Origin of the sequence: Bacillus sp. FDAARGOS_1420, from assembly GCF_019344915.1 — a bacterium.
GTDB classification, from domain to species: domain Bacteria; phylum Bacillota; class Bacilli; order Bacillales; family Bacillaceae_G; genus Bacillus_A; species Bacillus_A mycoides.
On sequence record NZ_JAHWJB010000002.1, the window covers coordinates 1,786,836 to 1,810,482 of the forward strand.

The following is a 23,647-nucleotide window of genomic DNA, read 5'->3' on the forward strand; positions in this document are numbered from 1 at the left end:
AAAGAAAAATTAAAAAAGATGGGGTTAACCCCATCTTTTTCCGAAAAATGAATATGTATAAATTTCTTCTCCTTGAACAAAGAAATCCTCGTATTTTCCTCCTCGTTCTATATATTCTGAAGTTCTTTCATCTATGGAATTAAACTGTAGCTTTTGGATTTCTTCCTTGACTTTTGAAGACGTAAAATTATCTCTTAATCTAGTTGTAATTTGGCTATTTATGCTAAAATTTTTAAATACAATAAATGAACTTAATAAATAACAATCAGGTTTGAATAGATATTTTAATTCGTGCAATAAAAATTTTTCATGCTCAAAACTGTAATTACTTGTACCAGACTGATCAATTACAATATCAACAGAATGGTTCTGAATAGGTATACTTAAAAAATCAGCGCAAATAAAAAGAATGTTTCTTTTGGAATTTCTTTTTTCAATTACATCTTTTAAAAATAGAAGTTTATTCAAATCTCGATCAACAGCAATATATAAGCAATCCTCTGGCAGCTCTTCATAAATATTTCGTAAAAAGAATCCAAGACCCGATCCTATATCAAGTATTACCTTGTCATTTAAATCTAGTTGTTTTAGTTTCTTTTTCGCCCATTCTCCTATTCTATGTATATTCTCCAAATAAGAAGAATCAGTTGCATGGATATAATCTGAAATAGGATCTTCAAAAGAAGCCCTGTCAGACGTTTCAAACGATTTATCTGCTGTTAAAATCCCTGAATTAATAACATATTCTTCGCCGCAATTACAAGTTAATTTCCCCTCCGTAATTTGATTACTATTAATAATTCCATCTTGAAGAATTAAATTTCCGCTACACTTAAAACATGTAAGAAAATTAAGCACCCTTAAATCTACCCCTAAAATTGAATTAGAAATCTCAGTTGTTATAGATAAATTATTTAACGCTGTCTTTAATTTATCTCTTCTTTCCTCTAAAATTTGTATTTCTTGTTCAATCTTTTCGTATTTCAATTTAAATAAAGATTGGTAAAAAGTATCTTTTTCATAATTTATAGATTTTGCTAAACTTTTATAAAGAAAAAGTTCTTTAATTTCATTCAAACTAAATCCTAGCCATTTGTACTCTAATATAAGCTCTACATCTTTTTGACAATACTCATCAAAAAAATAATGGCCACCCTTTTTTTCAGGAATAATTAGTCCGAGATCCATATAATGTCTAATTGTATCTATACTTATATTGTTTTTTTCTCCAAACTTTCCGATTTTCATAATATCACTACCATTTTAGTATTTGTTTATAAATACTTCTTTTCTAATAGTAGGAAATCCTTTTATCCATCTATGTATAATTATCTAGTATAGGGCAATTGTAGAAAAAAATAAAAAAACCCGCGAATCATTCACGGGTTTTCCTCTTAATAACTAATTGCTATTGTACCTTCACCTGCATGTACAGCAAATGAAATCGGCAATGGATACAGTTTGAAATCCATTTCAGGAAATGATTGTTTAATATCTGAAATCCATTCTTCAGCTCCATCTTTATCGTTAGCATAGAACATATGAAGTACTTTTGGTAATTCTTTTTCAAGCTCATTTTTAATGTATTCTCTACATTTTTGGATTTTACGCACTTTCTTTTCAAGTAAAAGTTCTCCGCCTTTTACTTCTAAGATTAAGTTGACATTTAATAAACTTCCAAGTAAAAATTGAACTCCCTTTACTCGACCACTTGCATATAAACCTTTTAAGCTTTTTGGAAATACATAAAAAGGCCTTCTTTTTTCATCTACTAATGTTTTATGTATATCTTGTAAAGTCATACCATCATTGTATAACGTTTTAGCTTTTCTCAAAAGTTCATCCATTGGATAACTTGTCGTTTCACTATCTAATACAGTTAAAGGGAAACCTGCCATATCAGCAGCTAACTTCATATTTTGATAGGTCCCACTTACTTTTCCGCTAATAGCAACTGCAAAGCCTTCTTCATATTCTTCTTTGCATTTAGTAAATAATTCTACCATTTCCCCTATGTTAGGTTGCGAAGTAGTAACTGTTCTTCCATCATTTAACGCTTCATAAAGACGTTTATGAACTCCTTCTTCACAATCCTTATAAGACACTCCATCAATAATAACTTCAATTGGGATAACAAAGTTATCACCATCTGTTGTAAAACTCGCAGTTGTACTATCAGTAAACCAAGCAACACGCTTCATGTTGTTCCTCCCTTATTCTGTTCCTCTTTTCTGACTTTTCTATATATTTATCTTACGAAAAGAGAATATCCCCTGTAATAGTAACAGGACTTTATTATTTTGGCTATAGTAGATGTATAATAAATGTGAATGTTTTTTGTCTATTTATCAAAAAAAAGAAAACCACACAATTTTCCGGCTTTCTTTTAACATTAAATTACTTAAATGTTTCGTTATCTAAAATGACAACATAATCATTCGTCATTCGCCCCGCTTCTTTCGTATAACTGACAAGTCGCTGGATGTTATCACAGCAAATCTTTGCTCCCCATACGAGTAACGGTACACCAATAAAATCAATATGAAATCTTCTAGAAAACAAACCGCCTAAAGTCATTGGCAATGGAACTGTTGGTGATGTATTAGAAAAAATAATCTTATCATGGTTTTGATAATGTTTTTGCAGAATCTCTCCTAAATGCTTCATTGCAGGTACAACGACCTTTGATGCCCCGCAGCCAATTGTATATACGGGATTCCCATATTCATCTTGTCCATGAAAAATAATTTTCCCCATATCTTCTGTTTTCAATTTATTAAAGTACTCCACATTTAAAATTTCTTCTTTCGTTAACTTCCGATCAGTTGGTAATTTATTTAAATGATAAGCTGCAGCTAGCGAGGTTGTATGCGTTCCACCGAAATCTGTGTAGATAAAAATCATAATATCATCCCTTATTGTAAAAAGTTCAATGTTAATTAGTATCACCATTCAAAAGATTGTTAAACAAGGGATGAATTTTTTTATACTCTTTGTGTTAATTCATTATATTTTTTCCAAATATAATATCGTCTACTAATTACTGTACCTAATGTGATACAGAGGAAGGCATTCGTTACAACCATTAATGTGGAGTGCGTACTGCCAGAAAACATACTTTGCTTAATCACGATTTTCGCACCTAAAATAACAAGGAGAATAATTGTACTTAACCAATTTCCTTTTCGTAATACATGACCCGTTTCACTATCTAACCGAAATGTTAAAGCTTTCCCCCTAATAATCCCAAGTGCCAATCCAATTCCAAACATTGCAACGAAGAGAAGTCCTTGCAATAAAGTTACTTGCTCCATGTGAACAATGGACTGAATTGTTACATAGCACAATAAAGCTGGAACAAGCCAAATACGATTAATTTTCACTTTACGTTCTTTCCCTTGCATTAAAACGATAATAAGAATAACAACGATAATATCCAATAAAATCCCCCCTATTTACACGTTTCCCTTTAAAAATTATATTCTTCTTTCTTTATTCGATACTTGAAATACAATATCTACATTAAATTGTAAAATATGGAGTGTTCTTTCACATCAGTCTTAAGCATTATTTATAAAAATAAAAAGACGTACTTTTTACTCGTACGTCTTTTAGTACCTGTATTCAAAACGAGTACATTCATGAACCCGTTTAAATTGTTTTCTTATCTCTTCTTTATTTTCACCTGTGTAATGAGTAAATGTTTGAACCGGATTTAACTGTTCTATATTACTTTTTATTACATCTTTTATTTCATCTGTATGATCAGAATATACGTGTAAATATGAATCTACGTTTACAAAAGCATTTTTTTCATACCATCCATGTACCCACAGATTGTCTCTAGTCCATGCTTCCAATCGATTTAGCTTAAGTTCTTTAGCCATCTTTTCTGCTTCATTTAATAGTTGATTACCAATTCTCCTTCTGCGAAAATCGGGATGAACTGCAATATGCCAAATCATACCGCCAAGACCAGTTCCTCTTGAACAAACAGTACGTTCTTCTAATTCGTATTCAATATCTATTAAACCCACTATTTGATCTTCGTGTACAGCTACTAATTCAATAGCAGGATTTTCATATTTTTCTTTCCCTCTAAGTACATTGTCATAATATGCTGTATCTAAAAAAGATAACACACGGCAACGTACCTAGCCTATTTCGTCTTCTTTTTTATATGCTCTAATTTTTATATCCATGTAATTAAAACGCTCCTTCTATTTCTACCATTAGTTTTTCAGGTCCTGCCCCTTTATTTGATGGAATAACTAATGTAATTCCTAATTCCGGGTATACGGCCGAGCGAAAACTCACGCCTGGATCATATCCCATTACATGATATTTAAAAATATTTCCTTGTCTTTTTTCAATCCATATTCCATAGCCGTAAGACTGGCTATTATTCACTAAAATATGAGGAGTTAAAAGTAACTTCGTATATTCGTGGCTTAATATTTCGTTGTTAAATAGAGCTTCCCAAAATTTCACCATGTCTGGTGCAGTAATATAAGCACCACCATCAGAACCTCCTTTTATGGGTATAGAGTATCCATTTGTTCTCCATTTTTGACTATTTCCATCCTTTATATATCCGAGAGCTGTATGTTTTGGTAAATTATCTAAAGAGAAATAGCCTGAATCATTCATACCAACTGGAACAAATATGTTTCTTTCTATATATTCCGTAAATTCAAGTCCTGTCTGCTGTTCTATAATTAATCCAAGTATAATAAAACCTGCATTGTTATAGTAAAACTTACTTCCTGGTGTAAACATCATATTACTGTTTTGGAATAATGGTAAAAAGTCTTTTAAACTTTTTAATAGATACATAGGAGTTTGTTTCCAAAGGTCTTCAAAGTTATCCATGATACTTTCATCAAAATAATCTGGAATACCTGAACTATGCGTTAAAAGTTGATGTACTGTAATATCTTCATTAAAGTTTGGAAATTTAATATGTAGACAATCTTTTAACTTTGTATGAAAAGTAATTACACCTCTTTCAACAAGTTGACAGATACTGATAGCAGTGAATAATTTGCATCCTGAGGCAATTCCAAATCTTGTTTGTAGTGTATTGTTTATACATTCACTTCGGTTAGCATATCCAAATGAATTTTCATAAATAATATCATCATCTTTTTTTATTAAGACTACCCCAGAAAAATCTATATTCTGATGTATTTCTTTTACAATTTTCTCTATTTGATCTTTTGTTTTTATCATAATAACCACCCTTGTTTATTGGTATTGTTCTTTCCCCTTATTATTTTTCCATATATAGGGGAAAGAAACCTCCTATTCAACCCCCTAAGTTTCAAATAAAAACCAAGGGAACTATTTCGAATTTATTGATTCAGCGGAATATACCTTAGACTGCGATGGTAATAAAGTAAACACGCACAATATGATAGTAATAAGTAGCATTACCAATACTCCTACAATGACTACAAGTTGTATAGAAGTGAATTGAGTTGCAACGCCGAACAGAATCGTTATGAAAATTGTTAAAACAGCTATAATGAGCCCGTATATACTCCCGATTCGTCCCATCATATGAACCGGAACGTTATTTTGATAAAATGTGTAAAATCCTGTATTTGCATATGCCATAGAGAAAGATAAAACAAAGAATCCGATAGCAGCCATTAAAAACTCATTTGAAAAAGCATAAATCAAATATCCGATTGCAATGAATAATGATCCTATCCCAATTAGAAATGAAGGTGCTAATTTTTTTGATAAAATTGTATTTGTTATTGCTCCTAAAATAAAACCCGCACCAGCGGTACTAACTAAAAAGCCATACTCACTATCTGTTAACAATAAAACTTCTTTCGCAAACGATAGTTCAAGTGAATCTATAGCGGTAGCTAAAACCATCATTCCTTGGAATAGGAAATAAACACATACTATATACACAGATTTTTTGCTGAAATTTAAAACTATGTTCCAATCTTTCTTTAATACAGTTAGTGACAATTTATCATTGGATGTATTAAAATCGTCTTTTTTATCAAGATTAGGTAAAAGTAATGTAATGAACCCTGATAGCAAAAATGCTATAGCATTCATATATATAGCAAACTCTGGTGTACCAGTTATTAATAATATCCCCGCCACTGCTGGACCAATTAAAAATGCACCTGATCCTATTAAACTACGTAGTGAGTTGAAACGTTGTCTTTGCTCTACTGGAATTAATTTCGTCATATATGTCATAGCAGTTGGTTCATAAATCGCACTGGCCATGCTTATAAAAAATACTAAGAGATAGACAATCCAAAGGGATGGAACCAAGGGTAAAATAGCGATAAATACTACTCGATATATATCGAGGTGAATCATTAACTTTCGTTTATTTAAACGATCTATCATACTTCCTGACCAAGCGTTTGTAAATAAAGTGGCTAATGGTTTTATCACATATAAAGTAGCGACAGCTAAGGCTGAGCCACCCATATTATAGACAAGTACATTCAGTGCGATTAAATAAATCCATGCACCTAAATTCGCAATACCAACTCCGGACAATAGTAATAAAGGATATTTCAAATCTTTAAGTAATTTTTTCACTTTAGGCACCCGCTTTCTAAATTGTTTTAAAACAATAAAAAAATCCCACCCCCAAGACTTAAAGTCTTAGGGGCGAGATTTATCATCGCGGTGCCACCCTAGTTTGTTAATATGTCGCCATATTAACCTTATCAGGTACTGCACTATTTTCATGCTTATACCTTAGCTCTATAACGGGAGCTCCCGTCACACCATCCACTTTTAAAAGGTTCCGATGTGCTGCTCAGAGGCTTGGTTCAATAAAGAATTTTTGCTCCTTTTCAGCTAAATGGAGCTCTCTGTGAAAAATTCATTTTATTTACTCTTCTCTTCACTGCATTTGGTTTTTTCCATATTATCACATAGGTTTTATATTGTAAATAATTAAAAAGAATAATCAGTTTTTTTAAAAAGTGAGCATCCTTTATAATTTTGTAACTTGATTTTTTATTTATTAAAAAATACGGTGCGTGAAATTGCTTGTAACTCTAACAAAAAGAGCCTATTCTACTATAGACTCTTACAAAATTCGATATTAATTTGTACTCGCTTCTGCTAATGGTTCTAGAGGCGGTTCCAAATCTAGTTTTAAAGTATCACCTTCTTGTATATATTGTTCCTTTTCAATGCTTTGACTCGTTACATACCCTGTACCTGTTGTTTTTAAATCTAATTTCAACAACTTAGAGAAATACATAACATCACGCATTGACCAACCTTTTAGGTTAGGCATTTTCACATTACTTCCTACTAGAAATATGCGATCTCCTTCACTCATTACCTCGCCAGTCTGTGGATATTGTTTTATTATCTTTCCTTCTCCTAATAATACCGGCTGAAGTTTCTCTTTTTCTGCAATATTTTTTACGGTATCCATTGTTTGATTTACATAATTTTGTACTTTTATTTCAGATTTCTTTGTTGCATCTGCCATTTGCTTTTCTGTATATGGTTTCACTTTTAAATATTCTAGACTATTTTTCATAACTGGTTTAAAAATTTCAGCAAGAGGCTGAGCACCGTATTCATTCCCTTTTAATTTAGGTTGCTTAATGGCTAAATATACGACTAATTGCGGATCATCAATTGGAGCCATTCCCAAGAATGAAAAAATATAATTATCTTTCCCTTCCATATATCGTCCATTTTCAGGATTTGGAATTTGCGCTGTCCCTGTTTTACCACCAATCGGATAACCATCAATTTTATACATCGTTCCCGTTCCTTTTGATGAAGTAATAACTCGCTCCATTAAGTTCCTTACCTTATCTGCAGTTTCTTTTTTAATCGGATTGCCTATTTCTTTAGGTTGATTTTCCATAATAACTTGTTTATTTGTTGGATTTACAACCTTATCAACAATATAAGGTTGCATCATTTTCCCGTCATTTGCTATAGCTGTGGCCGCTTGTACGATTTGAATAGGAGTTACAGTTGAGCCTTGGCCGAAAGATGTAGTAACTTGTTGAATTTGAGTATTTAACAATAATGTATTTTTACTTTCTCCAGGTAAATCTATCCCTGTTTTTTGATTGAAACCAAATTTATTCATATATTGCTTGAATTTATTTGGTTTCAGTAACTGGTCTTCTAAAATAGAAAAAGCAACGTTCGATGACCTTTCAAACCCTTCATCAAATGTAATTGAGCCCCATCCATAGCCGCCATTATGATCTTTAATCTCTGCTGAACCAACTGCGTATTTTCCTGATTGGAAATATTCTTTCCCGTTATATACACCTTCATTAATTGCAGCAGCTAATGTAAAAACTTTCATTGTAGACCCTGGTTCGAATGCATTCGCAATTGGATCGTTTAAAAAATATTCAATGTCTCCCTTGTTAGGATTATAACTAGGCTTACTAGACATTGCTAAAATCTTACCTGTTTTTGGATCCGCAATAATACCTACTAACATAGAAGGATCATAGTGTTGCTCAGCTTTATTCATCGCGTCTTCTAAAAAACTATTAATTTGTTTATCAAGCGTAAGATACACGTTATTTCCATTTTTAGCAGGTTCTATTTTTCCTATATCATTTGTAAGTGGGATACCATTTCGTGAACCTACATATTTTACATTTCCGTTTGTAGAGCGCAAATATTTATCAAGACTTTGTTCAAGTCCAAACTTACCTTCTGCATTTCCTTTTTCATCTGGCCTAGCAAAACCTAGGATATATGATGCAAAGTCTTCGTTTGGATATACTCTAGCTTTTTCTGTCGTAAATGACACCCCTGGTATTTTTAATTTTTTTATTTCCTCCTTCACTTCTCTAGGTAAATTCCGTCCAATTTTACCAATTTCAACTTGCGTACGTCCTTCATGAAAATTTTTCATGATCTCCTCTTTATCAACTTCAAGCGCATCTGCTAAACGTTGTGCGGTATCTTCTTTATCTTTTAATTTATCTTTTCCTTTTAGGTTTACAACGATGCGATATGTCGTTGAGTCTTGGACTAATACTTTACCGTTTTGATCATAAATTGTCCCGCGATTTGCCTCTAAAACTCCATTTTTGTTTTGTTGTTCCTTCGCAAGATCCTTTACATTAACATTATGCACGACTCCTACTGCTTGAATATAAAATATACGTAAAAGCATAGTAAGAAACAAAACAATAAAAGCAATCATCATATATCGAGCGCCTTTATTCGTTTGAAGTTTATGCATACTAATCTCCTTTCCTTTACAATGCATTAATGCGAAGATGCACTTTTTTATTTTAGATACTATATTTTTCGTAGTTTTTTCAGTGAATTCCTCTAAAACGATAAGAAAACAATCTAAGTTGCTATTTGTTTCTGATTGTTTATGTTTTTAAATATTAAATACGGTGAGTGAAATTTTTCGAATCTTCAAATAAAAAGAACCTACTTTTTGGTAGGTTCTTAAGTTTACGCTATGTGGTTATATTTCGCTAAAAAAGGAACTCGTTTTGCTACTAGTGCATACATTTTGAAAATAAAACTTGCTAACGGTTCAAATATACGTGCGCTTTGCATCACTAATCCACTTGTAATAAATGTTAAGAACGCAGCACCAAGTATATCTAGAGGATAATGAACGCCTACGTACATGCGTGATACACCGACTAATATTGCCCATATTAACGCGATATATTTAAGTTTTTCTCCTCTTAGAATAAATACGAAAGCAATCGAAAATACGAGTACAGAATGATCACTTACAAATGATGAATCTGCTGCATGCGGTACTAATTGATTTACATGATGTGTTATAAAAGGACGCGGATGGTAATATACCGCATGTATAAGAACATTTACTAATAATGCAATACTAACTGAAAGTGTCGTATATAACACTGTATATTGTTTTCTAATTGCATTCTCTTTCTTTCCATTATTGAACCATAGGATAAGCATGAATAGAATAGCTACATATGGAACACTATTTGTAATAGCGATCATTAGCGTATCTAATAGCTTGGATGATCCAGCAAAGTTATTAATCCATTGAAATACTGTGTAATTCATATTACTCTCCCCTTATTATTACTCATTGTACTTTAAATAAAGATACAAGTGTTCTTGATTTACACAGTATACAACATCAATATGAAAATGGGCTTAAACTTTTCTCATCTAATTCTCATTTTATTACTATTCATTTGACAATCGTGTAACTATTTACAAGAGCTAAGTATGTATAAAGCTTGTAAAACATTTTAAATAGTATGGTAAACACTTTATGCATGAATATAATACTTAACATGTTCATTTAAATATAATTTCTCTGAAATCATATTTCCATTCCATACGAAGGGCAATATTACCGAATTGTTCTCCTTGCTGCATTCGATTTAAAGCTTGAATTGCTTCTTCTAATGGATATACTTTATCAATGATTGGTTTAATATTATGTTCCTCTATAAAATGAATCATCGCATTAAACTCTTCACTGCTCCCCATTGATGTTCCCATAATATCGATTTGATTATAAAATAATGCTCGTAACGGTAATTCGATTTTATCTCCTGAACTTGCACCAAAGTTAACGATTCTTCCATTTGGTTTTAATATATCAAAATATTTTAAGAAAGTCGCCGGACCTATACTATCTATAATTAAATCCACTTTTTCCCCATGTAGGCACTCGTCCCAATTACCAGAACTATTAAAAGAAAAGTCTGCTCCATATTTTTCAGCAGCCTTTCTTTTGTCCTCTATCCTTGAAGTAACACTCACCTTTGCTCCAATTGCTTTAGCAAATAACATAGCATAAGTAGCTACACCACCGCCGATTCCCGGAATTAGGACATGTTCTTCAGGTTTTAATCTACCTTTTGTAAAAAGCGCTCTATATGCAGTTAATGCCGATAAAGATAAAACGCCAGATTCTTCCCACGTAAGATATGATGGCTTTTCCACTACATTTTCTGCTGGTACAATAACATATTCAGCAAACGTTCCATCGGCTGGTCCACCTAGTACTTCAGGTAACTCTGGTATTTCATGAGTATTATTCCATCCAATACTAGGGTTAATAATAACCTCGGTATGTAGTGAAATATTTGAAACTCCTTCTCCTAGTTCTATAACAATACCTGCACCATCTGACCCTAAAACTAATGGTAGTTCCATTTCTTTTCTATTATTCATTATAAATAAATCACGATGATTTAAACCTGCTGCTCTTAATTTCACTTTAACTTCCCCCACATTAGGAGTTATCTCCGGTGATAATTTATATTCTAAACCTTCTAACCCTTTTTTATGTTGATGTACAATAGCTTTCATTAATTATTCCCCCTTAATCCTTTCAATGTACTTTAAATATCGAAATAAATAAAATAATTTGATTACTAAGCATCAAAAAAGGAGGAAATACAAAATGTATTCCTCCTTTTAAAAAGTATTTTCAAAAAGAATTTTTTACCTTTAACTATTCATGTGTAGTATCAGGAAATGTAATTGTAACAATTGTTCCTTCGTTTTCTTTACTCTCTAATTGAATAGCTCCGTTATATTTTTCTACAAGCCTTTTTGCAATTGATAAACCTAGCCCATTTCCACCTTGTTTTCGGCTTCTCGCTTTATCAACTCTATAAAAACGGTTAAGAACAAATGGTAAATCTGCTTCAGGTATTCCTGCCCCATGATCTATTATTCGGATTTTAATTTTTCCTGACCGCATACTTGATTCAATGCAAATATACTTAGTAGCTTCTTTTGTATATTTCACTGCATTATCCATTACAATAATAATTATTTGTTCTAAGTAAGATGATGGTATTGAAACATACGCTTCATCTGCATCCAATTTCATATCAAATTGAAAGTCAGTTTGCAGTATTGCAAAGTTTTGTGTAACTTGTTTTAATACGCTATTAACATGGACTCGTTCAGCTGCTATTGGATGCATCTGTTCTGATTCAGCTCTTGATAGTTCTAGCAATTCTGAAACTAATTTATTTAATCGATCTACTTCTTTTAAACTGGATTGAAGAGATTTATCCAATATAGCTGGATCATTTTTCCCCCATCGATTCAACATTGATAAGTGCCCTTGAATAATTGTTAATGGTGTTCTTAATTCATGCGATGCGTCTTCTACAAACTGTTTTTGCTGTGTAAAAGAAGTTTCTACTTCATCCATTATTTCATTAAAAAGAATCGATAATTTTGCGAGTTCATCATTATTTTCTCGTACTGGAACTCTTTCATTTAGTCCGTTTTTCTTAATACGCTTCATCGTATCCGTTATGTTTTGAACACTTGATAAAAGCTTTTTCGTTATAAGTATTCCGCCTAAAAAACTAAACACTAATCCACATATCCCTGCAAAGACCATTACCACTAAGATAATTTTTAATAAATGATCAAATGTCTCTAAGTTTTTCGTAAGTTCAATAGTTCCCGTGAATTTTTTTGTTTGAATTGGTATGCGCTCAACTAATATTCGATCTTCTATATGTCTTTTTATTAAGGATTCATCTTGGGTAACCTGTTTTGGTTTTATCCAAGCTTCATTAAAATCTCGAGAAACAGTAACAATGGGCTTTCCATCATTTCCGATAATACGAATCATTTGATGTTTATCAATCATATTATTTAGAAATTCTTTACTATTTTCAAATGTTTTGCTCGAGAGCGTTTCGTTTTTATCTTGAAAATATGCCGCTATTTCTGTCAATTGTCTGTTTATTTGTTTCTGTTCATAATCTATAGTCCACTTATTAATTACAATGAATTGTAACGTGCTATACAAAATAAACAAAATGAATACTAGTGTAGTGGACCAAAGTGTTAATTTCCACTTTATAGGTAAATTCCGAATTCGGTGCACAATGTTTTTTATCATTTCATTATATATCCAGCACCGCGGACTGTTTGGATATACTCCTCCTTATCCACACTATGTAACTTATTACGTAAATAACGAACATATACATCGACTATATTCGTCTCAACCATTGCATCATAACCCCATACTTGGTCCAGTAAAATATCACGGGTAAGAACTCGATTAATATTTTTCATAAACATAAGCAGTAGCTCGAATTCTTTATTTGTAAGTTCAATTTCTTCATTTCCTTTAGTTATAGTTCGAGATTCAATCTGAAGCTGTAGATCTTTAAACGAAAGAAATGATGCGTGCTTTTGCTCTGTATTTTCTTCTCTCCTAAAAATCACTCTCATACGTGCTAAAAGTTCTTCAATTGCAAACGGTTTTGGAAGATAATCATCAGCTCCACTATCTAACCCTGTCACACGGTCCATAATACTATCACGAGCAGTCAACATAATAATAGGTGTACTTTTAGTTGCTCTTAGTCGACGACATACTTCCAGTCCGTTTAATCCTGGTAACATTAAATCAAGTAATATGAGATCGTAATTCTTTTCAAGTGCTGCTTCTAATCCCTTTCTTCCATCAAGTTGTATATCTACTATATATCCTTCATACTTTAATTCTAATTCTAAAAAATCTGCTAAGCTTTCCTCATCCTCAATAATTAGTATATGTTGCAACGATACTTCCTCCTATACGATTAAATGAATAAGTAATCCTATTCCGAATATGACTGCAATAATTTGATGTGCTTTTCGATACATCTTCAATTTTGTTTTCTGATTAGATTTCTGTAAAACAAATCCCGCAACCCCTAATGTTATTAAGGTTAAAAGAGAAAATATACCACTGTATATTAGTATTATATGACGACTTCCTTTTATTAAAAAGTAAACACCGTGAGTAGTCGCAACAGCTATTACAGCGTATCCAATTAATACGTGAAAATGTTTTATAAAAAGATATAGCTCTTTAATTATTTTAAATCCGTGAATATGTTTCTTCTTTAAAAATAACCATATATGACGTAAGAACCATAATGATGCAGCTATAATTACCCCGTATTCACCTAAAGAACCTAATTTCTTATTTAGCCATTGTACATTTAATACATTCCCGTACAAAACATTAATAAATAGCAATTCTACACTACAAACAATAATAGTAATACCGATGATTTTAACATATATATGGAAATATTTATTTCTAAGTATTTTCTCCATTTTATATAATCTCCTTTTGACTCAAAAGCTCTATACTCAGCAGTGTATCAAGTAAAAGAGAGAATAACATGAGAGAAAGATTAAAATAAAATGAGAATCTGCAGACTACTTATATTTTATTTATCTCCTTTTTGGCCAATTCTAATATGTTGCAAATAAACGGTGCTTTTGCATTTGTATATGAAACACGATCAAAAGGATATGCAGCAGCAAGCATCTCTTTTAATACTCTATATTCTTCACGTGCCCACTCATGATTTATTAGAAAGTCTCGAAATAAAAGGTTGTTCCTCCATTCCTCGCTATTATAAATATAAACATGTAAATGGTGGGTACCAGCTCTCCATTTACCTTTTCTAAAAAAACGCCAATTAGGTGTTTTTTTAGGAACATATTCATAGCCAATTTCTTCTAGGGCTTCCCTCCAATTTCCGGTAATTTGTAAATTTGTTACGCCGATCATCATATCAATAAGAGGTTTAGCCCCTAACCCTTCTACGGCTGTGCTTCCGATATGTTCAATGGCAATAATTTCTTCATGGAGTAACGGCACAATTTTATTTTTTTCATTTAAAAACTCTGTATGCCAATATTGTTGGTACGGTTTAATTATGATTTTTCCATCCATTTGCTTTCCTCCTTATAACTATATATTATTATATTTATAAAATTTAAGTTTATAAATATAGGGATTTCACAAAATATGTCGAATACTGTAATGGACAACTTAATTATATTAAATTTGAGGTGAATTATGAAAGATATTCCAGTTAAAATTCAGTTAGATACTATAACATTCCAACTAAAAAAACATCATAATTTTGATTGGCTTACAAAACTAGGTACAGTATTTGCGGTTTTTGACCAACAAGATTCCGGTAATATAAGTTTTGGTGTTGAAAAGAATGGGAAAAAGAACTTTATAAAATATGCAGGGGCACAAACACTCGCATATAATGCTTCTACAAATGAAGCTATACAAAGATTAAAAAGCTCAGTTACTATATACAATGAATTAAAACACGTTTCTCTTATAAGTTTAATTGATCACTATCCTGTACAACATGGATATGTTTTAATTTTCGATTGGTTTGACGGTGAATGTCTTCACCCGCACTGGAGCTTCCCACCCCCAGCAAAATACAATGATCCTAACTCACCATTTTATAAATATAAGAAATTATCCGTTAAAAATAGGCTAATTTCATTAAATTCTATTTTTAATTTCCATACTTACGTTGAACACAAAAACTATGTAGCTATTGATTTTTATGACGGTAGTATTTTGTACAACTTTAAAACTAATGAAACAAAAATTTGTGATATTGATTTATACAGTAACAAACCGTATGTAAATAAGATGGGACGAATGTGGGGGTCATCTCGTTTTATGTCACCTGAAGAGTTTCAACTTAACTCTATAATAGACGGACAAACAAACGTATTTAATATGGGGGCTATAGCTTTTGCACTACTAGGTGGCGGGCAAGATCGTTCCTTTATGAAATGGGAAGCTAGTGAAGGCTTATATGAAGTAGCATACCGTGCTGTAAATGAAAATCGTAGTGAGCGCTATGCGTCAATGGAAGAGTTTAATAATGCATGGTTAAAAGCCTATAACACTGAAAATCTATAAAAACTACATACATTGTAAAAGTACATGTAAAACTTGCACTTTTATAATGTATAATACATATGGGATTGAAATTCAGGATAACGGGGCATGTATTATGAACTTTGTTTACATTAATCAAAATGTTTTAAATAATCTTCTTTATATTTTAAGCAGTATATTTGTTTTTTATTTTATTTATGATAGTGGGTACTTCGGGAAGAAATATAAGAAACTACTTATCATTCTTTGTACGAGTATCCCACTAATTTTATGTATGCGGTATCCCATCTATATGGATGAAAATTATATTCACGATTTAAGACAAATCCCCTTTTTAATTGGTACACTTTATGGTGGATTTCCAGTCGGTATTGTATTACTCATGATTTTATTAATAATACGTTTTATGTTTTATGGTTTTAGCCTGTTAACAATCATTGTTTATGGAACGATGTTAATCATTACAGCATTCGCATCATCAAAATTTAATACATACAATAGGAAAATAAAAGTAACTTCATCTATGTTTTTAACTTTTTTCCTTGCAATATTTACAACAGTAATTGTTTTAACTCTATCAGATTTTGAAGTGAATAATTTGTACATTATTTATTTCATTCTATTACCAACTATTTTAATATTATTTATGGTCTATTTTAATGAGGTTTTAAAAGATGCAATATTTATGCGATCAAAATTAATAAAAGTTGAAAAAATGGAGATTGTCAGCCAACTCGCTGCAAGTATTTCACATGAAGTAAGGAATCCATTGACTGTTGTAAAAGGATTTACACAACTTTTAAAAACACCCAATATAACTCAACAATCCAAAGATGAGTATATTGAACATATTCTTGAAGAGTTAAATCGTGCACAAGCAATTATTGATGATTACTTAACTTTTGCCAAACCAGCTTCAGAAAAACTAGATCATATTTCAGTGGAGCACGAGTTAAATCGAGTTATTAATATGATGTTGCCTTTTTGTAACATGAATAATATTAATATTACAAAAGAGTTCTCAGAGGGAACAATTATTGGTAATACACAGCACTTCCATCAATGTTTTTTAAATTTAATAAAAAACAGTATAGAAGCAATGCCATGTGGCGGTAATCTAATTATTTCTGCAACTGTCAGCAATAATAAGGTCATAATAAGGATTCAAGATAGTGGAGTTGGAATGTCGCAAGAGCAAATTAATCGATTTGGCGAACCGTATTTTAGTACAAAAACGAAAGGTACTGGTTTAGGAACGATGGTTGCTGTTAAAATTATTGAAACGATGCGAGGCAGTTTAAAAATCCGAAGTATCGTTAATAAAGGAACTACTTTAACTATTACATTCCCAAAATATAATAATGAGAGCACGTTGCATAATAAATAAAAAAGGAGCATAATGGCTCCTTTTTTATTTCGATACAAAAAGTATCTGCTATGTTTTTTTAATTTACATTTAGAAGAGACTAATTAGAAATTAGTACCCTTAGCTCCAACAACTACATCCAACAATAATTAATAAAATAAATAACACAACTAATAAAGCGAAACCTCCACCAAAACCACAAGAACCGCCGAAACTCATATTTTCTCCTCCTTTTGGTTTGAAAACTAATAGGTAGTTGATCATTTTAACTGGTTCGTATTATACAGTATGTATATCTCCCTTTTTTGAGCATGTCTTCATAAAAATTAGTAAAAGCACTCTATTGAGAGTGCTTTAAAATGGGTACCAGAAGCTTTGGAATACATTCAGCTTTAAGTAAACTGCAATAATCAAAATGATAATACCAACAAAAAGTGTGATGTAATCCTCCTTTTGTGCGTCTTTTGCATAGTACCACGTTCGTTTATCATTTTTTCCAAAACCTCTTAAATCCATTGCATTTGAAACAGTATCAATCCTTTCTAATGAATGAATAATAAGTGGCCAAAAAATTAAAACACGGTTTTTCATACGAATCCACAAGCTCGCTTCTCCTTTTTCAAAAGGTACGCCTCTTGCTTCCTGCGCGTGTCTAATGATTATATATTCAGATTGAATGCTTGGTATATAACGCAGTGCAATATTTATTGCATATGTAATTTTATAAGGAACAGCAAATTTATTTAAGCTGCTCACAAATTCACTTGGATGAGTTGTATAAATAAAAAGAAGTGTAAATGGTAATAACGTAAAATATTTCAATGAAAGTGTAGCTGCATAAAATAAAGTTTCATATGTAATTGTTGCATAACCTATATAAAAAAAAGAGGTATACGATCCCGTTAATTCCGATCCATGGGTGGGCGTAATGAAAAGAATCATAACGGAATTTAATAAACTAAATGTAAATATAACGCTGAAAATAACTATAATTTTACGCAATTGAATTTTTGCAATTAAGAGGCCGATACATCCAACAATAAATAAAATTAGCAATATACGAAAATCAAAAAATAAAAAAGTAAGTGTCATACAAAATATAAATAAAGATAATTTAATTGCACCATCCATACGATAAAAATATGTATTATGCATATTCCTCCCTCCTATTAGCTTCAATATAAAGTTTCACAAATGTTTCTGGAGTTGGAATTCCGCTTAATTTAGCTAGTTTTATTAATGAAATCTCCCGTAGATTAGCTCTTTGTAACGTTCCTCGATCCCCTAAAACAGCAGATACAGTATTGTCCGCAATAATTTTCCCTTCATGCAGAACTACCGCTCGATCTGCATATTCTAAAGCAAGATTCATATCGTGTGTGATAATAATAAAGGATATGCCCCTTTTAGCCAGTTTTCTAATAAACGACATAAACTGTTTGTAATGATAATAATCTTGTCCAGCTGTTGGCTCATCTAATACAATAAGTTTTGGGTTTGTTATAAGTACAGATGCAATAGTAAGCCTCTTTTTTTGTCCATAGCTTAATGCCTGAATTGGCCAGTTACGAAATGGATATAATCCACAAATTCTTAAAGCTTTTTCGACTCTTGTCTCAATCTCATCTTTAGAAACCTTTTTTAATTTTAATGAATATGAAACCTCTTCTAAAACAGTAGGCTGTGTAATCATTTGATTTGGGTTTTGCATAACATAAGAAATAACTTCCCCGCGTTTACGAATAGACCAACAATTTATATTTTCTCCATCGAATGTTATTCTCCCATTCTCTGTTTTATTTATTCCTATAAGAGTATGAGCTAATGTCGATTTTCCTGCTCCATTATGACCCAATAACGCTACTATTTCTCCCTCTCCTATTGAAAGGTTGATATCTTCTAAGGCTGTATGTTTGTTATTGTACGTAAATGATAAATTTTCTATCTTGCATAAAGCTTTTTTAATATATTTGTTTTTTGATGAAACTTGCTTCTGCATCCAGTTCTTTAATAGGCTATGAACGTCTGCATTACGAAGATTTTCAATTGGAAATACCCTAACATTATTACTGTCAAAATTTAATTTCTTTAGCGCCTCGATATAAATAGGTTCTCTTAATCCGATATTTGGTAATATATCAGAATTTAAAATACTATCCGGTGAACCAGCGGCAATAACTTCTCCCTCATCTATTAAAATAATTTTATCTAAATCAAGGTTTAATATTTCTTCTATTCGATGTTCAATAATTACAATTGTTTTATTATATTTCTCATGTATATTTTTAATGAGTTCTATTGTATTCAAACTACATGCAGGATCCAAATTAGCTAACGGTTCATCAAATAATAATATATCCGCATTTGTCGTTAGCAGACCTGCAAGAGAGACTGTCTGTTTTTGACCTCCTGATAATTCATGTGGACTTTGTGTATGAAAGTCCTGCATGCTTACCTTTTTTAAAGAATCCGTAACAATCTTTCTCATTTCTATTTGATTTACACAATCGTTTTCTAATGCAAATGCTACATCCTCTTCGACAGTAAGGCCTATAAATTGTGCATCTTGATCTTGTAATATTGTCCCTACGTGTTTACTCTGTTCAAAAACACTACCTTTTCTCGGATCCTTTCCAGCTATTAAAATGTTACCGGTACTTATCCCTTCGTAAGAAAATGGGATTAGCCCATTTATACAATGAGCTAATGTTGACTTACCTGAACCACTTCGTCCAGCGATAAGTACCTTTTCCCCAGGATATATTTGAAATGTAATATCTTTTAAAGTAGGCTGCGTGGTATGCCTATATTGAAAGGTAAATTGTTCAAAAGAAATAATTGGTTGCATGTATTCATCCCTACTTTTCAATTTTTAAATGTGTATGTCTCTTATTTGATTTCGCTAGACCGATCGTGATTGGTAAGCCAAGAACTAAAAATACGATAACGTCTGCAATTGTTGCGCCTAGTACTTGTATAACTATTTTGTCAAACGGTTCTCCCATCACAATAATATCGAATGCTCCAGCAAATATAATAGCTATGACAATACCAATTAACCCTGCAATTGCAAAATAAGAAATATCAAGGTTATTATACGTTCCATGTTTTACACTAAAACCAACTCTTTTTTGTATGAGTCCCATTGCTAAACCAATAATACCTGAACTAATAACCCATCCCCACCAAATACCCCATCCAGCGATCGTATCTGTAACGGTATGACCGATGAGTCCTATTAAAAGTCCTGCTACTGGGCCAAATAACGCTCCAAAAACTGTTAAAATAGCCAATGCGGGTTTAATAAATGTATTCGGTGCGATAGAAAATCCCCAAAGCCCTAATACCCCGTATAAAGCTGCTCCAATTCCAATAGCTACTACTAGCTTTGTCGTTAATTTGTTCATTACAATTCCCCTCTCGTATTATTCAACTTTTAATACTCTATATTTATTTTGAAAATGAATTATGCATCGACACTTCCTTTCTATACAACAAAAAATGACCTCTTAAATAAGAGGTCATTTTCTTTCACGTACAAGAATCCCCTTATCTTTCAAAAGACACATCGTGTCCTCTGCGGAATTAGCACCTTCCTATGTAATTACATAGGGGTTGCTGAGGCTTCAAAGGGCCGTTCCCTCTACCTCTCTGGATAAGTATGTATTTGTAATCTGTATTATGGCACTAACAATAAATAATTTCAATACTTTTCTTACTATTTTTATTTTTCGATAAATAGTTCAATTAAATCATTGTATTCTTATCGGAATTATGAAATAATAAATTCAAAATTGTTACAGGAGGAATGCATGATGAAAGTAATTGGCTTAATTGGCGGACTAAGTTGGGAATCAACATCGTTATATTATAAACATATTAATACACTAACTCTCTCTCAATATGATCAAAATGCGAAGCTTGTTTTATATAGTATGGACTTTGGTGAAGTAACTACATTATTACAAAATCATCAATATGAAGAAGTGAAAAATGAATTAGTCGCAATAGTAAAAAAGGTAGAAAACTCAGGAGCTGAATGTTTACTAATGTGTTCTAATACTGTACATCTATTTGCTGAGGAAGTAGAACAAGCAATATCAATCCCACTTCTTCATATCGGTGATGTAAGTGCTAAAGAAATGGCAGAACAGAATATAAAACGGATCGGATTATTAGGAACGAAACAAACGATGGAACAAGATTTTTATACATCACGACTAGCAAAATATAACATTGAGACAATTATCCCAAATGACGAAGAAAGAACTTTTATCCATCACGTCATATTAAATGAATTAAGTAGAGGAATTATTTCAGAAACATCAAAAGAAAAACTAATACAAATTACCAATTCATTAATTCAAAATGGCGCGGAAGGAATATTACTAGGCTGTACTGAAATACCATTGCTTATTTCCCAAAATGACCTTACTGTTCCTGTTTTTGATACTGCTTATTTACATGCAAATACTGCTGTACAATTTGCTGGATAATAATATAAAAGCATACAGGTAGAGCCTCTATGCTTTTATATTGTCCGAACTATTTATTTAAAAGAGCATCAATAACTGCAATGGCTCTTTTGGAACCACCACACTCTAAAAAACTTTCATTCAGTTTTCGAATGCCATGTTTATACTTTTCATTTGAAAGAACATCTGTTACCGCCTTTTTTAAAGTTTGCACATTAACATGCTCTTTCAATAATCTATGTGCTGCCTCAAGCTCAGTTAATCTTTGCGCTATCATAGGCTGATCTTTATCATGCGGTATTATAACAAATGGGACATTGTAGTGGATTGCATCGTGTACGCTATTCATTCCGCCATGTGTAATAAATACATCTGCTTCGCTTAATATTTCCGACTGAGGTACGTATGGAGCTATTAAAAAATGGTCCGGTGCTGGTTTTATTTTTGAAATATCATTTCTATCACCTACTGCCATTACAACTATCCCTTCAAAGTCTGAAAAAGCATCAATACAAGTATTAAAAAATGGTTCGAGCCCTTCGAGAAGTGTTCCCATTGAAATATAAATAACTTTCTTTTTTGAAAGCAATTCAAGTGGAAACTTTACATTTGTTTTGCGCTTTATAATACTCGGTCCAATAAAAACATTGTTTTCTCCGAACGAATCGCTATTAGGTTGAAAATAACGACTTGTATACACGAGACTAATATCTCCCTTATTATGCATAAATTGAAGATTATTTTTAGGCTTTACTCCAAATTCATTTTCCATTTGATACAGTAACTTTTCAGAGAATTCATCGGGTTGGAATTGTATTTCTGCATTTGGATGAAAAGGCAAGGTTTCCAATAATACTGGTGGAATTAAAAATATAGGAGAGGAAACTATCCCTGGAACTTGTAAATATTCCTTTACTAACTCTCCAGCGCCAAATATATCATAAACTACGAAATCAAAATTAATGCTTTTACATAATCGCTTCGTAATTTCTAATATGTATAAAGAAGTTTGAACATGTACATGAAAGAAAGATTTTAATCCATATGAAGTTTCATTATCAATAGAAATCTCCTTTAATAAATCCGGATGAGTATGTACAATAGCTCCCAAAACTTCAAGTCTTTCCTTAAAGCTTTCCGTTGTAATATAGTGTACGTTATCACCTCTTTCAGTAAAGGCCTTTACTAAACTTAATGTAGGATTTACATGTCCCTCTGCAGGAAAATTAACTATTAAAATATTCATCACTTATTTCTCACTCCTTACAATTCAATGTTCTTATTAATCGTACTGTTATTATTACAAGCAATCTCCCCTTAATAGTCCCAATATACTTACTACTTTAGGTTGATAAATAATTATCAGACATTGAAAAAGGCATCTACATAAAATGTAGATGCCTAACTGTGATAAGGAGTGTTCTGTGAGGTTAGGATAAGCTTTTCTGCTTGTCCTATGCTATCAATATATGATTTATTTTGTAAAACGTGCATATCTAATAGAATTATTTTAACCATTTTATTTGATCAAATGGATAATATACCATTTTTACTTTACCTATTACATGTGACTCATTGATCAGTCCAAGTGTATTCCTACTATCCATACTATGATTACGATTATCACCTAGTACAAATAATTTATGCGAGGGAACTTTCATTTCTCTAAAGTTTGAAAAACGATTTGATACTTGTGACATATCTAACTGTATATACAACTCATCTCGCTTTTTACCGTTAATATATAACACATCGTTTCTTAATTGTACGTTATCCCCTTGTAATCCAATAATTCGCTTCACGTAGTATGTAGGCGAGTCTTCTTTTTTTATTATTACAACATCACCATGATGAAAAGAAGAAAAATAGATGCTAGCCTTATTAACTAGTATGCGATTATTCTCATTCAAAGTAGGTTGCATCGAAATTCCTTCTACCATACAAAATAAAAATAACTTATTAATAAAAATAATTCCTATTATAATTAAAATATAGCTACATATTTTTCTCCAATCCTTTAGAATCAATTGCTTCATATATACCTCATTTCTAAACTATTCGTATGTAAAAAACGTCTCTAGTTCATATAAT

General features: G+C 31.8%; 23 protein-coding genes, 1 riboswitch and 1 other annotated feature. Of the genes, 3 read left to right on the plus strand and 20 right to left on the minus strand.

Going from position 1 to position 23,647, the window contains the following annotated elements; translation table 11 throughout:
* Nucleotides 1-24: 24 nt before the first annotated feature.
* The 14 genes from I6L50_RS19335 to I6L50_RS19400 form a co-directional block, all read right to left on the minus strand.
* Entirely contained in the window at nt 25-1,248 is a 1,224-nt protein-coding gene (locus I6L50_RS19335; RefSeq protein ID WP_219302453.1) for a methyltransferase domain-containing protein, read from the minus strand.
* Nucleotides 1,249-1,394: 146 nt separating this feature from the next.
* On the minus strand, nt 1,395-2,201 hold the full coding sequence (locus I6L50_RS19340) for a DegV family protein (protein ID WP_219302455.1): 807 nt from the start codon (nt 2,199-2,201) through the stop codon (nt 1,395-1,397).
* A 196-nt stretch (nt 2,202-2,397) separates the two neighbouring features.
* Entirely contained in the window at nt 2,398-2,904 is a 507-nt protein-coding gene (locus I6L50_RS19345) for a DUF3189 family protein (protein WP_002085266.1), read from the minus strand.
* Between the two features lie 80 nt (nt 2,905-2,984).
* On the minus strand, nt 2,985-3,440 hold the full coding sequence (locus I6L50_RS19350) for a CcdC protein domain-containing protein (RefSeq protein ID WP_016095464.1): 456 nt from the start codon (nt 3,438-3,440) through the stop codon (nt 2,985-2,987).
* Nucleotides 3,441-3,611: 171 nt separating this feature from the next.
* Nucleotides 3,612-4,142, minus strand: a complete 531-nt coding sequence (locus tag I6L50_RS19355; RefSeq protein ID WP_257475403.1) for a GNAT family N-acetyltransferase — start codon at nt 4,140-4,142, stop codon at nt 3,612-3,614.
* 64 nt (nt 4,143-4,206) lie between these two features.
* Nucleotides 4,207-5,232 carry a serine hydrolase domain-containing protein gene (locus tag I6L50_RS19360; protein WP_219302456.1) on the minus strand — a complete coding sequence of 342 codons (1,026 nt, stop codon included), beginning with the start codon at nt 5,230-5,232 and terminating at the stop codon, nt 4,207-4,209.
* Between the two features lie 111 nt (nt 5,233-5,343).
* Entirely contained in the window at nt 5,344-6,582 is a 1,239-nt protein-coding gene (locus I6L50_RS19365) for an MFS transporter (RefSeq protein WP_219302457.1), read from the minus strand.
* A gap of 65 nt (nt 6,583-6,647) precedes the next feature.
* Nucleotides 6,648-6,905, minus strand: a binding site (T-box leader).
* Between the two features lie 191 nt (nt 6,906-7,096).
* Nucleotides 7,097-9,235: a penicillin-binding protein gene (locus I6L50_RS19370; RefSeq protein WP_219302459.1), complete on the minus strand. Its 2,139-nt coding sequence runs from the start codon at nt 9,233-9,235 to the stop codon at nt 7,097-7,099.
* Nucleotides 9,236-9,459: 224 nt separating this feature from the next.
* Complete coding sequence (locus I6L50_RS19375; RefSeq protein ID WP_002085252.1) at nt 9,460-10,059, minus strand: undecaprenyl-diphosphatase; 600 nt, start codon at nt 10,057-10,059, stop codon at nt 9,460-9,462.
* A gap of 240 nt (nt 10,060-10,299) precedes the next feature.
* Nucleotides 10,300-11,322, minus strand: coding sequence for a zinc-binding dehydrogenase (locus tag I6L50_RS19380; RefSeq protein WP_219302461.1), 1,023 nt, complete (start codon nt 11,320-11,322; stop codon nt 10,300-10,302).
* Between the two features lie 145 nt (nt 11,323-11,467).
* Entirely contained in the window at nt 11,468-12,886 is a 1,419-nt protein-coding gene (locus tag I6L50_RS19385; protein WP_219302463.1) for a HAMP domain-containing sensor histidine kinase, read from the minus strand.
* The gene (locus tag I6L50_RS19390) at nt 12,883-13,557 is read right to left on the minus strand and encodes a response regulator transcription factor (RefSeq protein WP_002032425.1); all 675 of its coding nucleotides are present in this window, start codon (nt 13,555-13,557) and stop codon (nt 12,883-12,885) included. The genes I6L50_RS19385 and I6L50_RS19390 overlap by 4 nt, the downstream gene beginning before the upstream one ends.
* Before the next feature lie 12 nt (nt 13,558-13,569).
* On the minus strand, nt 13,570-14,100 hold the full coding sequence (locus tag I6L50_RS19395; RefSeq protein WP_002085249.1) for a hypothetical protein: 531 nt from the start codon (nt 14,098-14,100) through the stop codon (nt 13,570-13,572).
* Nucleotides 14,101-14,209: 109 nt separating this feature from the next.
* Nucleotides 14,210-14,728, minus strand: a complete 519-nt coding sequence (locus I6L50_RS19400) for a GrpB family protein (RefSeq protein WP_002085248.1) — start codon at nt 14,726-14,728, stop codon at nt 14,210-14,212.
* A gap of 126 nt (nt 14,729-14,854) precedes the next feature.
* Between I6L50_RS19400 and I6L50_RS19405 the strand changes: the two genes are divergently transcribed.
* Nucleotides 14,855-15,736 carry a protein kinase family protein gene (locus I6L50_RS19405; RefSeq protein WP_219302465.1) on the plus strand — a complete coding sequence of 294 codons (882 nt, stop codon included), beginning with the start codon at nt 14,855-14,857 and terminating at the stop codon, nt 15,734-15,736.
* Between the two features lie 46 nt (nt 15,737-15,782).
* Nucleotides 15,783-17,102 carry a sensor histidine kinase gene (locus I6L50_RS19410; protein WP_219302467.1) on the plus strand — a complete coding sequence of 440 codons (1,320 nt, stop codon included), beginning with the start codon at nt 15,783-15,785 and terminating at the stop codon, nt 17,100-17,102.
* A gap of 99 nt (nt 17,103-17,201) precedes the next feature.
* Here the strand turns inward: I6L50_RS19410 and I6L50_RS19415 are convergent, their stop codons facing one another.
* From I6L50_RS19415 to I6L50_RS19430, 4 genes are all read right to left on the minus strand, one after another.
* Nucleotides 17,202-17,300: a YjcZ family sporulation protein gene (locus I6L50_RS19415; protein WP_000007808.1), complete on the minus strand. Its 99-nt coding sequence runs from the start codon at nt 17,298-17,300 to the stop codon at nt 17,202-17,204.
* Nucleotides 17,301-17,435: 135 nt separating this feature from the next.
* Complete coding sequence (locus I6L50_RS19420) at nt 17,436-18,236, minus strand: energy-coupling factor transporter transmembrane component T family protein (protein ID WP_219302469.1); 801 nt, start codon at nt 18,234-18,236, stop codon at nt 17,436-17,438.
* Complete coding sequence (locus I6L50_RS19425; RefSeq protein WP_219302472.1) at nt 18,229-19,929, minus strand: ABC transporter ATP-binding protein; 1,701 nt, start codon at nt 19,927-19,929, stop codon at nt 18,229-18,231. Before I6L50_RS19425 ends, I6L50_RS19420 begins: the two co-directional genes overlap by 8 nt.
* A gap of 10 nt (nt 19,930-19,939) precedes the next feature.
* The gene (locus I6L50_RS19430) at nt 19,940-20,488 is read right to left on the minus strand and encodes an ECF-type riboflavin transporter substrate-binding protein (RefSeq protein ID WP_219302474.1); all 549 of its coding nucleotides are present in this window, start codon (nt 20,486-20,488) and stop codon (nt 19,940-19,942) included.
* Between the two features lie 139 nt (nt 20,489-20,627).
* Nucleotides 20,628-20,743, minus strand: a riboswitch (SAM riboswitch).
* A gap of 150 nt (nt 20,744-20,893) precedes the next feature.
* On the opposite strand from I6L50_RS19430, the gene I6L50_RS19435 reads away from it, so the two are divergent.
* Nucleotides 20,894-21,577 (plus strand): aspartate/glutamate racemase family protein, encoded by a 684-nt coding sequence (locus tag I6L50_RS19435; protein ID WP_219302476.1) that lies wholly within the window; start codon nt 20,894-20,896, stop codon nt 21,575-21,577.
* A 49-nt stretch (nt 21,578-21,626) separates the two neighbouring features.
* Here the strand turns inward: I6L50_RS19435 and I6L50_RS19440 are convergent, their stop codons facing one another.
* Together I6L50_RS19440 and lepB are read right to left on the minus strand one after the other, a co-directional pair.
* Nucleotides 21,627-22,805 (minus strand): macrolide family glycosyltransferase, encoded by a 1,179-nt coding sequence (locus I6L50_RS19440; RefSeq protein WP_219302478.1) that lies wholly within the window; start codon nt 22,803-22,805, stop codon nt 21,627-21,629.
* 256 nt (nt 22,806-23,061) lie between these two features.
* A complete protein-coding gene (gene lepB, locus I6L50_RS19445) occupies nt 23,062-23,592 on the minus strand; it encodes a signal peptidase I (RefSeq protein ID WP_219302480.1) in 531 nt (176 codons plus the stop codon).
* Nucleotides 23,593-23,647 lie beyond the last annotated feature (55 nt).